Here is a 14,835-nt window from a genome sequence, read left to right as displayed (position 1 = left end):
ATGGAAACCTCCTCTAATTTAAAACCTGTACGCTAAGTATAAAAAAGGTAAAACTTATTGCCGATCTATATGCTGCTCTAACTTAGGCTAATACAGCGAGGATGTCGCTTTCGCGCAAGATCAACAGTTCGCGGCCTTCGTATTTCACTTCAGTTCCAGCGTATTTGGAGAAAATGATGCGGTCGCCTTCGCTTACTTCAAGCGGAACACGTACGCCATCTTTCAACGCGCCAGCGCCAACGGCTACAACTTTACCTTCTTGTGGTTTTTCTTTAGCTGTATCTGGCAGCACGATGCCACTTGCTGTAGTCTCCTCTTTCGCAACGGCTTCAATGATAACTCGATCACCTAACGGTCTGATCATGGAAAAATAGCCTCCTTTAGAAAATTGGTCTTGGGTATATTTCTTCGTTATTAGCACTCGAATGTGTTTAGTGCTAACAACACCTCTTATGATACTCATTCTGGGAGTAATTTGCAAGTCCTTTTACACATTTTTCATTCTTTAGGACACCCMCCTCATTCTACCCAAATGATAACCAAATATTCCCTCTATGAACGAAAAAAATAGCCCACCATGTAGGCAGACTATGTTCATGCACTTCTTCATTTAGGACCAAACTCCAGTTCCCAAGCGGCATCTTTCGCAAGCTGTTTGCGATAAATGAAGCCCGACATGAAGACACTGAACTCATATAGAATAATGAGCGGCACTGCAACTAAAATCGCTGAAATCGCATCCGGCGGCGTAATAACGGTCGCTAGAATGACCATCAGCATGTAAGCATATCTTCTAAACTTATGCAGGCGCTTCGGGTTCAAGAGCTTAATCTTCGTGAGAAACATCACCACGATCGGCATCTCAAACACACACGCAAGCGGAAGAATGATGTTAAACATGAAGGTAAAATACTGCGCAGCACCATACATCTCCGTTATTTCTAAACTCTTACTAATCGACGAAGTAAAATAAAACGCCATCGGAAAGACAACCCAATACCCAAAGGATAATCCCAACAAAAAGAGCAAAAATGCGTAAGGTACGTAGAGGAGTGAAGCTTTCTGCTCCGTCTCCCGCAAGCCTGGCTTAACGAAAGCCCATATATGGTACAGGATCACGGGTAATGTGATAAGAAGACCGACAGCTAACCCAAAATTCATATACAAACGCAAGGCATCCCAAGGGGAGAACACGTTCCAACCGATGCCGTCTGCTGGCGGGATACTTTTGAGATACCGAATGATAGGTTTAGCAGCTACGAGCCCACCCACCATACCAATAACGAGAACAACTAATATCCACATGATTCGCTTGCGAAGCTCGCCAAGGTGCTCTACAAGAGACATTTCTTCATTCTTCAACCGATTTCACCTACCTAATCTAGTGCATACAGCCTGCAGGCTGAACCACTTCTTAATCTGCGTGACAAAAAAACTAATCCGGTAATCGCCGGGAATTGCCTGTATTGCCTGACTGCTGCGCTGGCGCCGGGGTAGKGGCCGAGGCTTGTGCAGGAGCGGAGGACAACACATCGCTGTCTGCTTGTGAAACTGGTGACGACGAAATTGGCAAAGATATGGCCTCTGCAGCTTCAGCTGGCGTACCGATAACATGAACAACCTCAGAGGACTTGTTCGTTACGAAAGTCACCGCAGGTTTTACCTCAGACGCCTCTGCTGGTTCTGCCATAATTTGCGCATTTATCGACCCTTGAGGTAATGGCTCAATTGTATCTATTGCCTCTTTATCGATTGCAACCACACTAGCAACTTCCACAGGTGTAACTGGGTCAGGTACAACTGGTGTTTTGGATGCTAACGGCGCTTTGGGCTCGTCACTCATCAGTTCATTCGTCGCTTGCTTGAAATCTCTTAACGTCTTACCAAGCATTCTGCCGATTTCCGGCAGCTTCTGCGGTCCGAATATGACAAGCGCGACGACGGCGATCAATAAAAGCTCGGTGAAACCAATATTTTGAAACATGGACTTCATCTCCATTATGTGTTGCGTTATGAATACCTTAAAACAATAAAGAAATGCAAGTTAAAAATGACTATCTTCTAACACTGATAAAATCCACCGTAGCCCATCTCCGTGATGTCACTACGCACGATTTCTTCGCCTGCGCAGATGCGCGGCAGCAGCACATCAAAGGACGTGTACGGGTCGTGCATCACACAACCCGGCAGGCCCATGATCGGCAGATCGCCTAGATAGGCGATCATCAGCATCGAGCCCGGCAGCATCGGCGTGCCGTAGCTGACCACGCGGGCGCCCGCCGCCTTGATCGCACCCGGCGTGCGATCATCCGGGTCCACGGACATGCCGCCCGTAACCAACACCAGATCCACGCCTAGCGCTTGCAGCGCGTGGATCTCACCCACAATAGCTTCGCTGTCGTCCGACACGAAGCGTTGGTCCACAACCACGGAGCCGAGCTGCGCGACCTTCTCTTTCACAACCGGGCCGAATTTATCCTGAATTCGGCCCTTAAAGACCTCGCTGCCCGTCGTAATTACGCCGACGCGCAGCTTCCGAAACGGCTTCACCTCGAGCAAGGTGAAGCCTTCCTCACGTCGAGCCGCGGCTAGCCGCTCGACCTCTGCAACCTTCGCTTCGTCGACGATCAGCGGGATCACCCGCGTACCGACCAGCGAAGCGCCGCCCTGAACGACCGTGTTGCTGCGAATCGTCGACATCACGACCTCATCGATCGCGTTCACGCTGTCCACGAACGCTTTATCGATCTTCACCAAGCCGTGAATCTCCGACTTCACGTTCACTTTGCCCTCATGCGGATCAGTAAGTCTGAGATCCGAGCACTTATCTGTTCCCGCAATGGCCCGCGCCATGCGCATGGCAGCCTCATCCTCATGGAGATAGCCAGGCTGCAGCTCCATCACATAGATATGTTCCTTGCCGATGCTGAGCAGGGCAGGAATATCCGCTTCCGTCACTTGATGACCTTTGCGGAACAGACGGCCTTTGAACTCGCCTGGCAAGATCTGCGTGAGATCATGCGGAAGAATCATGCCGATCGCATCTTCCACTTTGACCTCGCGCAGCATGGAAGTATCTTTACTCATCACGAGTCACCTTCTGACTTGTTCCTAATACTCCGCACTTCATCATGCGGCAGCTTACACGGTTCATTTTCCCATTCACCCGTGATCGCCTTCTTTGCCTGTTAGAATACCAAGCGCATGAGGAAGTTGATCAATGATCGCCATCAGATTCTCTTGAACACCCTTCGGACTACCTGGCAAATTAATGATCAGCGTGCGTCCGCGAATACCAGAGACCGCTCTGGAGAGCATCGCTTTCTTCGTTTTTTGCATCGAGATCATGCGCATCGCTTCGGCAAAACCAGGTGCAACACGATCAATCACATTGAGCGTTGCTTCCGGTGTAACATCTCGCGGAGCCAAACCAGTTCCACCCGTTGTTAAAATTAAATCAGCTTGATAATAATCTGTCATTTCTATTAAGGAAGCCATAATTTCGTCCATCTCGTCCGGAACCACCCGATACTCGATGATCTCGCCTTGAATTTCCTCTTCAATCAGCTCGCGGATTACCTGAGCGCTAGTGTCTTCTCGTTCTCCTCGGTAACCGCGGTCACTGGCTGTCAAAATCGCAACTTTCCAGTGCATCCTTCGTCACCTCTCCCTTGTTCACTGAATGAGATCAACCCACTAACCTGCGTGATAGGCAGAACCTCACCCGATTAACGGTATGTTGGCACTGGATCTTACTCCCTTCACGCTTTGTTGTCTTGCCTGTGAAAATCCCCGTTTTTACCGCCTGTTTTCATAACAAGCAGGGTCGAGTTAATTATCATATCTTTCTCTACAGCTTTGCACATGTCATACACGGTTAATGCCGCGGCAGAAACAGCCGTCAGGGCTTCCATTTCTACCCCTGTAGGACCTGTTGTACGTACAGTTGCTTCTATGTATAGTTCATTGATGCCATTATTCGAAAACTGAATATCGACCCCAGTTAAAGCGATAGGATGGCACATCGGTATCCAGTCTGACGTTTTCTTAGCGGCCATGATGCCAGCCACTTGAGCCACGGCGAGGACGTCGCCTTTTTTCATTTTACCCTGTAGGATTAAATCCAGCGTGTCTGACTTCATTAATAAGGTAGAGCGAGCTGTGGCCGTGCGCTTCGTCTCATCTTTATCCGATATGTCGACCATGCGCGCTCGTCCCTGCTCATTAAAATGCGTCAATGGTGAAGAATCGGGCACTGCAATCACCTCTATATTAGGTTTCTGTTTTGAACACCATCTTACTTTCGGTTACGATGCCATCCACTCGGAAATCATGCCAAGAAGAAGGAACAGCAGGAATCAATTGATTATCGAAAGCAGCTGCAACTGCAAAAGGCCTTTTCAAACCGCGCGCAGCGAATAACTGCATAAAGCGATCATAGAAGCCACCGCCATAACCTAGCCGACCGAAATCCAGATCAAAGGCTAAACCAGGTACCACAATCATGGAGATCGTGCCCAAATCATGTTCAACGGGAACATCACTCCGCGGCTCTCTAATCCCATAAGCACCACTTTCGAGGTCCTCATAACGGCTTATGATGTGCAAGTTCATCGTTTTCGTATCTGCCACTACTTTCGGTATCAGCACACGAATTCCCTGCTGCCAGCACCATTCCATTAATGGCGCAACGTCGGGTTCAGAACGAAATGGCATATAGCTCATCAGCGTAGGCTGAGAATTGGACGGTATTTGCCCCTGTTCAAACAGCTTATCCGAACATAGCTTCACCATTCTTTGGTTGATTAGTTGTTGCTTCTCATCCCGGATCTCGGCGACAATCGAAGCACGTCGTATTTCCATTTCCTTGCGTAATTCTATTTTCCGCTCTCGGATGTTCATCATAAGCTACAGCCCTTCCTAGCGAGGAGTGGTTTCCCCCATTTTAACATAAATAAAGTAAAAAACTATACTCGTACCAGAGACCCCGCCGAATGGCCTATATTTCCTGTCTAAATTAAGCAGGCGTTGCCCTCATTCTTCGTGTATACTAATGATTTGATGGGATTGAAACAGCGACTGAAGGTCAACTTAACTAGGTTCTTACATTAATATGTATCTAAAACGCAGGAGGTAGCAGCAACATGCTATTACAAGTTTCTAACATTTCCAAAAGCTATGGGGTACGCTCCGTACTCTCTAATATAACGCTTCAAATTGAAAATCGGGAACGCATCGGGCTCGTCGGGGTTAATGGCGCAGGGAAGTCTACCCTTCTGCAAATCATCGCGGGTGAGATGTCCTATGATAGCGGTGATCTTTTCAAAGCAAAGGAAACCAAGATCGGCTATTTAAAGCAAAACAGCGGACTTAACACTGACAAATCCATCTGGAATGAGCTATTGAGCGTGTTCCATGCATTATTGGAAACAGAGCGCGAGCTCCGAGAACTGGAAGCTTTGATGGCTGACCCTGCCCTCATCTCCGATGAGAAAAAGTATGAAACCACCATGAATCGGTATGCGCTGCGCTCCGAATGGTTTCGTGAGCATGGCGGCTATGAAATCGAGGCTAAGATTCGCGGCATTTTGCACGGGATGGGCTTCGGACAGTTCGCCCCAGAGACCCTGGTCAACACCCTCAGCGGAGGGCAGAAGACTAGATTGGCTCTAGCTAAAATGCTGCTGGAAGAACCCGATCTGCTTATGCTCGATGAGCCTACCAACCATTTGGACATCGCCACATTGACGTGGCTCGAAAGCTATCTGCGCGGCTATCCTGGCGCTATTCTCGTCGTATCACATGACCGTTATTTCCTTGATGCGTTGGTAACGTCGATTTATGAAATTGAACGCCATGCATCCAAACGGTATACGGGCAATTATTCCCGTTTTATCGAGATTAAAGAAGCGAACTATGAAATTGAATTAAAACAGTTTGAAAAGCAGCAGGAAGAAATCTCGAAATTAGAGGATTTCGTGCAGCGCAACATTGTACGTGCTTCAACAACCAAGAGGGCGCAGTCCCGTCGTAAGCAGTTGGATAAAATGGACCGTTTGGATAAGCCGATGGGCGATTTGAAACGTGCCTCCTTCTCTTTCGAAATCGAGCAAACCTCTGGGAAAGAAGTGTTGCAAGTAGACCGTCTTTCACTTTCTTACGATGGCCGAAATCGCCTTCTCGACGGTGTCTCGTTCCAACTTCGCCGTTCCGAAACTGCTGCACTTATTGGACCTAACGGGGTCGGGAAATCCACCCTGCTCAAAACCTTAATCGGTGCCCACAAGCAAGACGCTGGAACGTTCAAATGGGGTGCTGGTGTCACGATCGGCTATTACGATCAAGAGCAGAAAGGTTTGAATCCATCCAACAACGTGTTGGAGGAAGTGTGGAACACGTATCCCCATTTGGAAGAAGCGCGTATTCGCACGGTGCTTGGCAGCTTTCTTTTCAGCGGCGAGGACGTATTCAAGAAAATTGCTGCATTAAGCGGTGGGGAAAAAGCCCGTGTCTCCCTCGCTAAGCTCATGCTTCAGAAGGCCAACGTATTGATTCTCGATGAGCCTACCAACCATCTGGATTTATATAGTAAAGAAGTGTTGGAGTCAGCCTTGATGGATTACGAGGGCACCTTGTTATTCATCTCTCATGACCGTTATTTCCTTAATAAAATGGMAGAGAGCATGCTCGATCTGCAAAAGGATGGCTTAACGAGCTATCTCGGCAACTATGACGACTATGTAGAGAAAAAAGCGGAGCTTGCTGAAATGGAAGCGACGCGTCTCGCCAAAGAGGCGGAGAAGAAATCTGCCGGAAGTGCATCTTCCGTTGCTGCGGTGAAAGCAGAGCCTGCTAGTGGTGGCAGTTACGAGGCGGACAAGTTGGCCAAGCGTGAGGAACGCAGTCGTCAGCGGAAACTAGAACAGCTAGAGCTGGATATTGCTCGACTTGAAGAAGAAGTGACAGCTCTGGAGGCTGAGCTTGCTGATCCTGCTGTGTACAACGACTATATGCTTGTCCAGGAGAAAACGGCTGAGGTCGATAAGCGTAAGAGTTCACTGACAGCTTGTTATGAGGAATGGGAAGTTTTATTGGCTTAAAATAGAAGGGGTTCACGTCCGGGTCACGTCCGGTGACGTGGACTTTTTTTGTTCGACTGGATCTGTGCGGGGAGGTTTATATTGCCGTCCTGTGGACAAGTTCACAAAATGTTCAAAGTTACCCACAGGAACAGCAGATATCCACTACTTTGTCTTGAAATTTCCTGAAAATCTACTCCGAAAGCTTTCATCCTCACTTCCTAGAACCCTCTTATACACAAAAAAATAATGACGAATTGTTCCGATAATTTAAACGGTTCTTTCTGGAACCTTATTTTGTTATACACAACGTTATCCACAGAAAAAGGGAGGCGTTTTCCGCCCCCCATCAGTCTTTCCACTATTTTTCCACAAAGTTATCCACATTACCCACACTTTTTTATGAAAAAGTTATCCCTCTTACACGTACTCTAAAAAGGCTGATATCTCGGGTTTTCTTCAAGTTATACACATTGTACACAGGGGGTGTGCATAACCTTGCTCACAAGGTGTGTATATATCTAAGTTTTCTTACAATTTAGGTAACACGGTCAGAATCTGTCGATTACGAAGCTGTAATGACCGTCTCCGCTCCATCGGACGTCACGCTATTTTGCATCCGAATGGCTTGATTGCAGGCCGATATGAACGCCTTGGCTACCGCAACAAGGACATCTTGGTCGATCCCTGTGTTCTTGTAAGTTTGACCGCCAACGGAGATCGTGACCTCAGCTTCACCAGTCGCTTTCTCGCCTGTGGACAACGAGTGCAGCTCAAGGTCCGAGAACTCTACCTCCATCGGGATCGCTTGTTGCAGACAGTGTACGATAGCTTCGATTGGGCCTTCCCCTGTGCCGGAGTAAACACTCTCTGTGCCCGTCTGATTATTTCTGACCGAAACGGAAGCAACACGATTGCGATCACTGCTTGATATAACCTGCATATGAGACAGTGTAAATGGCTCCATTTGCCCATCAACCGTGCTGCCTACAAGCTCCATCAGTTGGTCATCAGTGACCATTTTCTGCTCATCAGCTTTTTCTTTAAAACGCGTATAAAGTGTATCCAGTTCCTCGCCTGTAAGCTCGATGCCAAACTGGCCAACACGATGCTTCAGTGCATGGCGGCCTGAGTGCTTGCCAAGGATAATCATGGAGCGAGGGATGCCCAGTTTTTCTGGATCCATAATTTCATACGTATTGCGGTTCTTCAGAAGTCCATCTTGATGGATGCCCGCCTCGTGCTGGAAAGCATTCCGGCCGACAATCGGTTTGTTGTACGCAATCGGGAAGCCCATGATGCGGCTGACCATTTTGGATGTGTTAAAAATCTCACTCGTCACGATGCCCGTTTCCACGCCCATCGAATGCTTCCGCGTCTCAATCGCCATGACTAGCTCCTCAAGTGAACAGTTACCAGCACGCTCGCCGACACCGTTCACCGTTACCTCCACATGCGTAACACCTGCCGCAATAGCCGCAAGGCTGTTGGCAACAGCAAGACCCAGATCATTATGACAGTGGGCGCTATACTCGACCGTATCGCCGCCTCTTACACTTTGGCGCACTCTTCGGAACATCGCGCCATACTCTTCAGGAAGCGCATAGCCCACTGTGTCGGGGATGTTAAGTATCGTTGCACCCTCCGCGATGACAGCTTCCAGCACTTCAAAAAGGAACTCATCTCCCGTGCGCGTCGCATCCATCGGTGAAAACTCGATCCGGTCGACGAATTGCTTCGCATAGCCGACCATGGCGCGAGCCATCTCGACCACCTGCTGGCGCGATTTGCGTAGCTGAAAATCCAGGTGGATGTCCGACGAGGACAGGAACATGTGAATACGTCGGGATGCCGCGTCCTGCGTAGCATTGACCGCTGCATCAATGTCGGCTTTTACAGCGCGAGCGAAGCCGCAGATCTCAACACCTTGCAGCTCGCGTGAAATCTGCTGCACGGCTTGGAAATCGCCAGGACTTGAGATTGGGAAGCCCGGCTCAATGGTGTCAATGCCCATAAGAGCAAGCTGTCTTGCGATGCGAATTTTCTCCTCTGGGTAGAGGGATGCGCCCGGCGCTTGCTCACCATCGCGAAGTGTTGTATCAAAAATGCGAATGCGTCGATTCGTATTTGTGTTGTTTTCCATGGTTAATTCCTCCTAAGGTATGCCCGAAGGCGATGTTTATTTTGCGTGGGGATCAGATATTGAGCGACTATGATGCTGGAAGCGTGAATTTCACTATTACAGCGGTGAATTCGGGCAATTGGCGAGTTACTTGATGCTGTAAGCGTGTTTTTCAGCGTTACAGCCTGGAATTGGTCGGATGTGATAGATTTTCTGTGCTGTAAGCGCGAATTTCACTGTTACAGCGTGAGATAGGTGGKAAGTGACTTGCGAATCTGTGTAAAAAGCGGCTGCAGCACACTTTCCAACAGACGACAAAAAGACCCGTCATCTCCACATAAGAGACGACGGGTCTTCACCCAGCGCGGTACCACTCTTGTTGACTCCGTTAAGGAGCCCACCTCAGATATAGCCAGCAAACTGCTCGCTACATCACCCGATCACGGAGGTCATCCGTCCATCCCTAACAGCTGTTGCCAGCCGATCAAGATGACCGCTTCCAAGCGAGTTCGGGGCGTTCTCGGTCTGCGTCGCATCAACCCGCAGCTTTCTGTACCAGAGACATGGTGCCCTTACTACTCTTGTTCATCGCGTTATTATATGTGTTTGCCTAGTTTACATTTGTTTCAGAACAACCAAAAAAGCCTGCCATCTCTATAAAAGAGACGACAGGCTTGAACCTTCCGCGGTACCACTCTAATTGATCCGAGCTGTTACACTCGAAACCACTCATGTACCTGATCACGGGGGTCAACCGTCAAGACCTACTTGGGTGCTGGATCCTTGGCATCCTAATCAGTCCTACCGCTCCCGGGCGAGTTCAGGTGACGTTTCGTCTGTGCTTTCACCACATGCACAGCTCTCTGAGCGAAACTAATCTTGCCTTACTATTCCCGTTCGTTGCGTTTGAAAGTATTGATTGTGATTATAATATGCACTTTTTCCAAAGTCAATACACTTATCAGAAAATTATTTTTATTCGATCACCTGATAGAAATGCTCCGGAAGCAAGTAAGGTATTTGAGCAGAAGTCGAATTAGTTCGATTTTCCCTGCTTATTTACGACCGTTGGAGGAGATTAACGGCATTAGTTGGAATTCACCAACTTAAAATGCCCTAAAACAGCAGTTACCCCGAAAATCGGCTTAATAGTTCGGCGAAATCGAACTACACCATCATCGGGGTCTACTAGATTTAATTTAGTTCGTTTTTTTCTAACTAATCACATCAAGAAGTCCTTCGCCCGCCCTCACAGAAGTAATCAAAAGGGAGGAGACTGTACGACTAATTTACCACTCTTCCAGTTTGAGCTGAGGCTCGRCTTTCAACTCCATGGAGTCGAACTCCTGCTTGTCCCACTTCAAGAAAGCGGCGGCGCCAATCATCGCCGCATTGTCCGTGCAGAGCCGGTGCGGCGGCACCAGCAGCGGCACACCCAGCTGCTCGCATCGCTCGGCGAGCCTGCTGCGCAGCCCCTTGTTCGCGGCGACTCCGCCCGCGAGCAAAAGCTGTTTCGCGCCGTATTCCTTCACGGCGCGACTTGCCTTCTCCACAAGCACGTCGATGACGGATGCTTGGAAGCCCTTGGCAATCTGCGCGACCTGAACGGTTTCGCCGCGCATCTTGCTCTGGTTGACGACATTCAGCACCGCGGATTTCAATCCGCTAAAGCTGAAGTCGTAGGAATCTGCCTCGAGCCAGGAGCGAGGCATTTTGATCTCGGAATCGGCTTCCTGAGCAAGCCGATCCACGTGGGGGCCGCCCGGGTAAGGCAATCCCATTGCCCGGGCAATTTTATCGTAGGCTTCGCCGGCCGCATCATCGCGCGTGCGCCCGATGATACGGAACTGGCCGGGGCCTTCGAGCAGAATGAGCTCGGTGTGTCCGCCGGACACGACGAGCGAAATCGAAGGATACACCAGCTCATGCACGAGCTGGTTGGCGTAGATATGTCCCGCGATATGGTGAACACCAATCAGCGGGAGGTCTAAGGCGCAAGCGAGCGCTTTGCCCGCGACGACGCCAACGAGCAGGGCCCCGATCAATCCGGGGCCTTCGGTTACGGCAATGGCGGAGAGCTCATGGAGCGAGACGCCCGCTTCTGTAACAGCTTCCTCCAGCATCCATGTGATTGACTCCACATGCTTCCGGGAAGCCACCTCCGGCACAACGCCGCCATAGCGTTGGTGCGTTTCGATCTGGCTGGAAATCACATTCGAGCGAATGATTTTCCCATTTTCAACAATGGCCACGGAAGTCTCATCGCAACTCGTTTCAATGGCGAGAATATAAACTGATTTTGTTACCTCTTGTTCACTACTCACACTATTCACCTATTTGAAAGCCTCAGTCTTTGAGACTATCCTTTCTACGATTGGGCAGATCCGCCCACATAACGACAGCGTCCTCGCGATTATCTGTATAATACCCTCTACGCACACCAACGGAGCGAAAACCTAGTTTCTCGTATAGATTTTGCGCCACGTAGTTCGAAGTTCTCACTTCCAGAGTGATGCGGATGGCACCAAGGAAAGCGGATGTTTTCATCAACTCGCGCAGGAGTCTTTCTCCTAGCTTGCGACCGCGATAGGTATCTTTTACAGCGATGTTCGTGACATGTGCTTCCTCCATAATGAGCCACATGCCGCCATAACCCGCGACTTCCCCATCGATGTCCATAATCATATAATGCGCAAACTGGTTGTTCGTCAGCTCATTCTCAAACGCACCTCGTGTCCAAGGTGTCGTGAACGCCTCCTGCTCGATCTCGACAATAAAAGGAATGTCTTCCATGGTCATTGAGCGGAATACCAATGAATTTTCTATGGCATGCGGCTGTCTTTGTTCCATGATAACAGATCCCCTTTCTTCGTCTGCAGACCAGCCAGCAGATTCGCTTCCGCTTCTGGAAGCCTTGTGTAATTCGGTACAAACGAATGAACGTCTGACTTCTCGCCCCGCGCTAATCTTGGATTAGCTAGCAAGCCAATATACTCGGCTTCAATCCCATAGGGAACTATGCTCACATGACCAGCAAAATCCTTCGTAAACTGCTCCAATTCAGCCGCAAAGCCTGCTGTCTCACCGACGAACAGTATGTGATCAGGAGCTAAACGACTAGCTTGCGAGAGAATCTGCTCCGTCCACGCTCCAATAACTCGAATACCATCAGGCAATACTTCATGCCAAGTTGCATCCGGTTCTCTTGTTGCCGTAATTGCTGTCGTCCCTTCAAAAGCATACACAGCCGTAAAGGCCTGCTTACGCCTCCCATCCATCAGAGGAACAACCCATGTTAAACCAGTTTCTATATAGTCGTTCTGTACAGAACCACCAATAGCCATAGCTTCCAAACTAGAGACGCCGATCAAGTCAAGTCCTAACGACCACGCAAATGTTTTGGCTACAGAAACAGCAATCCGCACGCCTGTATACGAGCCTGGCCCTTGGCCGGCGGCAACCGAGCGCAGATCTCTCGGCTTCATGCCTAAGCGAGCTAGCAAATCTTGAATGTGGGGAAGCAATCCCAGAGAATGGTTCCGTTCTGCATGGGAGCTCATTTCCCCGAGCAGGTGTCCATTTTCCAATATAGCAACTGTCATTGCCGATGTAGAGGTATCGATCGCTAAGCATCGCCMCGTATTAGTTATCCGTTCCGTCATGTAAATGTCCGTTCTCCTTCATCTGTACACACCAGCTCTCATACGGCGAACCGTGTGGAATCAAGTGAAATACGCGGGTTTGATCAACCTCTTGGGTGATCGTAATACTTAACCTATCAGGTGGCAGCAGATCCTCAATTAAACTCGACCATTCAATCAGGGTAACACCTGCCCCATAGAAATAGTCCTCTAATCCCAACTCATCTGCTTCCTCTTGCGAAATGCGATACATATCCATATGGTAGAAGGGGAGTCCAGCTCCCTCGTATTCTTTGATAATGGTAAATGTAGGTGAGTTTACGTGCTCCGAAATCCCCATCGCTCTGGCGAATCCTTGCGAGAATCTCGTTTTGCCAGCACCCAAATCTCCATCTAATGTTAAGACCGTTCCTGGCTGTAGATACGTTGATAATAGAGTTCCCAGTTTATCCGTATCTGCTTCATGCTCAGAATGAAACTTAAATGTGGATTGAGCCAATGATCTCATCCCTTTCTTCCGCGTGCGCGTGCTTTTTCTATTATAGTCCTCGCTAGCAGGTGACAGCAACCTGTCGTTGAGAAAAGCTCCCCTCGGGGCATACGGAATTGATCGAGTAGGAGGGGACGGCTAGTCCCCGACCTCTCACACCACCGTACGTACCGTTCGGTATACGGCGGTTCATGAAATATTCCGTAATAAGTTGTATCTGTCCAATAGACTCTTCAAACCGTTGAATTCCCAATATTGGTTATCCAATGCTCGGGTTAATATTGGACTACTTGCAATACGCCAATACCCTTTTCGGGTATTTCCCCATTCAAATGCTTTATCTTTAGGAATCCCTAGAGATAACAGCCTTTTTACTTTGGTTTTAGGTGACTTCCATTGTTTCCAAAGACACATTCGTAGTCTTCTTCGAATCCATTTGTCCATATCCTTCAGAATACTTGGCGTATCCGCAAGCGAGAAATAACCGCACCACCCTATGAGATACTGGTTTAGTTCTTTTATTCGCTGCTCCATCTTCATCGGCTTCTTCCGAGAGGTTATCTCTCGAATTCGTGCCTTAGCTTTCTGCAAAGATTGATTGGCAATCCTTACTTTCGGTTGTTTGTTCACACTAAAACTAAATCCAAGAAACTTACGTTTCCAAGGACGATCCACCGCACTCTTGGCTTGGTTCACTTTAAGTTTCAGCTTGACTTCAATGAATTGGGATACGGATGCCTTGACTCGTTCGCCCTCTCTTTTAGTTTTCACGTAGATGTTGCAGTCGTCCGCATAACGTACGAAGCGGTGTCCACGCTTCTCTAGCTCTTGGTCTAATTCGTCAAGTACAATGTTGGATAACAATGGACTTAACGGACCGCCTTGTGGCGTTCCTTCCGCAGACGGTTTAACCAAACCATCCTCCATTACACCTGCTTGTAGATACTTCCGTATGAGTAGAAGAACTTTCTTGTCCTTTACTCTTGAGGCAAGTTTCATCATGAGCCTGTCGTGATGAACACGATCGAAGAACTTTTCTAGATCAAGATCGACGACGAATCGGTATCCCTCTGTCATATACACTTTAGCCTTCTCCACTGCATCGTGTCCTCGCCTTTTCGGGCGAAACCCGTAACTATGTTCGGAAAACTGTGGATCGAACAACGGTGTTAGTACCTGAGCAATTGCTTGTTGGATCAGTCGGTCTGTCACGGTAGGTATGCCTAACATCCGCGTCCCGCCATTCGGTTTCGGGATTTCGACCCGACGAACAGGACTCGGTAGGTAGGTTTCTATTTCTTGCCGTATTGTCTGCCAGTTTTGTTTGATGTGTTCACGTAAGGATTTTACGGACATTCCATCTACGCCATGGCTTCCCTTATTGCTTTCAACACGCTTTAACGCTTGTAGAAGATTTTCCCGCGACAGTAATTGCTCCAACATTTTTTTTACCTCTCTTTACGTGATTTGCACTTTCCTCTTGTGCCAGAGATGAATTCTGCC

At 48.7% G+C, this 14,835-nt stretch carries 14 protein-coding genes and 1 other annotated feature; of the genes, 1 reads left to right on the top strand and 13 read right to left on the bottom strand.

What is annotated here, in order from left to right; all coding sequences use genetic code 11:
• Positions 1 to 82: 82 nt before the first annotated feature.
• The 7 genes from groES to AC1DLM_RS07600 all read right to left on the bottom strand — a co-directional run bounded on the left by groES (position 83) and on the right by AC1DLM_RS07600 (position 4,905).
• Positions 83 to 364, bottom strand: a complete 282-nt coding sequence (gene groES / locus AC1DLM_RS07630; protein ID WP_028553854.1) for a co-chaperone GroES — start codon at positions 362 to 364, stop codon at positions 83 to 85.
• Positions 365 to 606: 242 nt separating this feature from the next.
• Positions 607 to 1,347, bottom strand: coding sequence for a twin-arginine translocase subunit TatC (gene tatC / locus AC1DLM_RS07625; RefSeq protein ID WP_477569607.1), 741 nt, complete (start codon positions 1,345 to 1,347; stop codon positions 607 to 609).
• Positions 1,348 to 1,435: 88 nt separating this feature from the next.
• Positions 1,436 to 1,984, bottom strand: a complete 549-nt coding sequence (locus AC1DLM_RS07620; protein WP_477569599.1) for a twin-arginine translocase TatA/TatE family subunit — start codon at positions 1,982 to 1,984, stop codon at positions 1,436 to 1,438.
• 77 nt (positions 1,985 to 2,061) lie between these two features.
• Positions 2,062 to 3,087, bottom strand: coding sequence for a molybdopterin-binding protein (locus AC1DLM_RS07615; protein ID WP_477569598.1), 1,026 nt, complete (start codon positions 3,085 to 3,087; stop codon positions 2,062 to 2,064).
• 75 nt (positions 3,088 to 3,162) lie between these two features.
• On the bottom strand, positions 3,163 to 3,654 hold the full coding sequence (locus AC1DLM_RS07610) for a MogA/MoaB family molybdenum cofactor biosynthesis protein (RefSeq protein WP_056608535.1): 492 nt from the start codon (positions 3,652 to 3,654) through the stop codon (positions 3,163 to 3,165).
• A 107-nt stretch (positions 3,655 to 3,761) separates the two neighbouring features.
• On the bottom strand, positions 3,762 to 4,256 hold the full coding sequence (gene moaC / locus AC1DLM_RS07605) for a cyclic pyranopterin monophosphate synthase MoaC (protein WP_441988339.1): 495 nt from the start codon (positions 4,254 to 4,256) through the stop codon (positions 3,762 to 3,764).
• Between the two features lie 16 nt (positions 4,257 to 4,272).
• Entirely contained in the window at positions 4,273 to 4,905 is a 633-nt protein-coding gene (locus AC1DLM_RS07600; RefSeq protein ID WP_441988338.1) for a 5-formyltetrahydrofolate cyclo-ligase, read from the bottom strand.
• Between the two features lie 239 nt (positions 4,906 to 5,144).
• Between AC1DLM_RS07600 and AC1DLM_RS07595 the strand changes: the two genes are divergently transcribed.
• Positions 5,145 to 7,100, top strand: coding sequence for an ABC-F family ATP-binding cassette domain-containing protein (locus AC1DLM_RS07595; protein WP_477569597.1), 1,956 nt, complete (start codon positions 5,145 to 5,147; stop codon positions 7,098 to 7,100).
• A gap of 544 nt (positions 7,101 to 7,644) precedes the next feature.
• Here AC1DLM_RS07595 and AC1DLM_RS07590 read toward each other — a convergent pair.
• The 6 genes from AC1DLM_RS07590 to ltrA all read right to left on the bottom strand — a co-directional run bounded on the left by AC1DLM_RS07590 (position 7,645) and on the right by ltrA (position 14,775).
• Complete coding sequence (locus AC1DLM_RS07590) at positions 7,645 to 9,222, bottom strand: 2-isopropylmalate synthase (protein WP_477569596.1); 1,578 nt, start codon at positions 9,220 to 9,222, stop codon at positions 7,645 to 7,647.
• Positions 9,223 to 9,859: 637 nt separating this feature from the next.
• Positions 9,860 to 10,111: a binding site (T-box leader), on the bottom strand.
• A 379-nt stretch (positions 10,112 to 10,490) separates the two neighbouring features.
• Complete coding sequence (gene tsaD, locus AC1DLM_RS07585) at positions 10,491 to 11,525, bottom strand: tRNA (adenosine(37)-N6)-threonylcarbamoyltransferase complex transferase subunit TsaD (protein WP_477569595.1); 1,035 nt, start codon at positions 11,523 to 11,525, stop codon at positions 10,491 to 10,493.
• A 22-nt stretch (positions 11,526 to 11,547) separates the two neighbouring features.
• Positions 11,548 to 12,051 (bottom strand): ribosomal protein S18-alanine N-acetyltransferase, encoded by a 504-nt coding sequence (gene rimI / locus AC1DLM_RS07580; RefSeq protein WP_171632509.1) that lies wholly within the window; start codon positions 12,049 to 12,051, stop codon positions 11,548 to 11,550.
• Positions 12,024 to 12,863, bottom strand: a complete 840-nt coding sequence (tsaB, locus tag AC1DLM_RS07575; RefSeq protein WP_477569594.1) for a tRNA (adenosine(37)-N6)-threonylcarbamoyltransferase complex dimerization subunit type 1 TsaB — start codon at positions 12,861 to 12,863, stop codon at positions 12,024 to 12,026. The genes rimI and tsaB overlap by 28 nt, the downstream gene beginning before the upstream one ends.
• A complete protein-coding gene (tsaE, locus tag AC1DLM_RS07570; RefSeq protein ID WP_441988334.1) occupies positions 12,844 to 13,350 on the bottom strand; it encodes a tRNA (adenosine(37)-N6)-threonylcarbamoyltransferase complex ATPase subunit type 1 TsaE in 507 nt (168 codons plus the stop codon). The genes tsaB and tsaE overlap by 20 nt, the downstream gene beginning before the upstream one ends.
• Positions 13,351 to 13,521: 171 nt before the next feature.
• Positions 13,522 to 14,775 (bottom strand): group II intron reverse transcriptase/maturase, encoded by a 1,254-nt coding sequence (gene ltrA / locus AC1DLM_RS07565; RefSeq protein WP_441988419.1) that lies wholly within the window; start codon positions 14,773 to 14,775, stop codon positions 13,522 to 13,524.
• Positions 14,776 to 14,835 lie beyond the last annotated feature (60 nt).

It is taken from the genome of Paenibacillus sp. 01T442 (assembly GCF_056398345.1).
This window is presented reverse-complemented; position numbering and strand designations above follow the sequence as displayed.

What these genes read in the sequence shown, in the direction of transcription:
- AC1DLM_RS07610 (WP_056608535.1), bottom strand. Translation starts at nt 3,654, where the DNA reads ATGCACTGGAAAGTTGCGATTTTGACAGCCAGTGACCGCGGTTACCGA.
- ltrA (WP_441988419.1), bottom strand. Translation starts at nt 14,775, where the DNA reads ATGTTGGAGCAATTACTGTCGCGGGAAAATCTTCTACAAGCGTTAAAG.
- rimI (WP_171632509.1), bottom strand. Translation starts at nt 12,051, where the DNA reads ATGGAACAAAGACAGCCGCATGCCATAGAAAATTCATTGGTATTCCGC.
- tatC (WP_477569607.1), bottom strand. Translation starts at nt 1,347, where the DNA reads ATGTCTCTTGTAGAGCACCTTGGCGAGCTTCGCAAGCGAATCATGTGG.
- groES (WP_028553854.1), bottom strand. Translation starts at nt 364, where the DNA reads ATGATCAGACCGTTAGGTGATCGAGTTATCATTGAAGCCGTTGCGAAA.
- AC1DLM_RS07600 (WP_441988338.1), bottom strand. Translation starts at nt 4,905, where the DNA reads ATGATGAACATCCGAGAGCGGAAAATAGAATTACGCAAGGAAATGGAA.
- AC1DLM_RS07615 (WP_477569598.1), bottom strand. Translation starts at nt 3,087, where the DNA reads ATGAGTAAAGATACTTCCATGCTGCGCGAGGTCAAAGTGGAAGATGCG.
- tsaE (WP_441988334.1), bottom strand. Translation starts at nt 13,350, where the DNA reads ATGAGATCATTGGCTCAATCCACATTTAAGTTTCATTCTGAGCATGAA.
- AC1DLM_RS07590 (WP_477569596.1), bottom strand. Translation starts at nt 9,222, where the DNA reads ATGGAAAACAACACAAATACGAATCGACGCATTCGCATTTTTGATACA.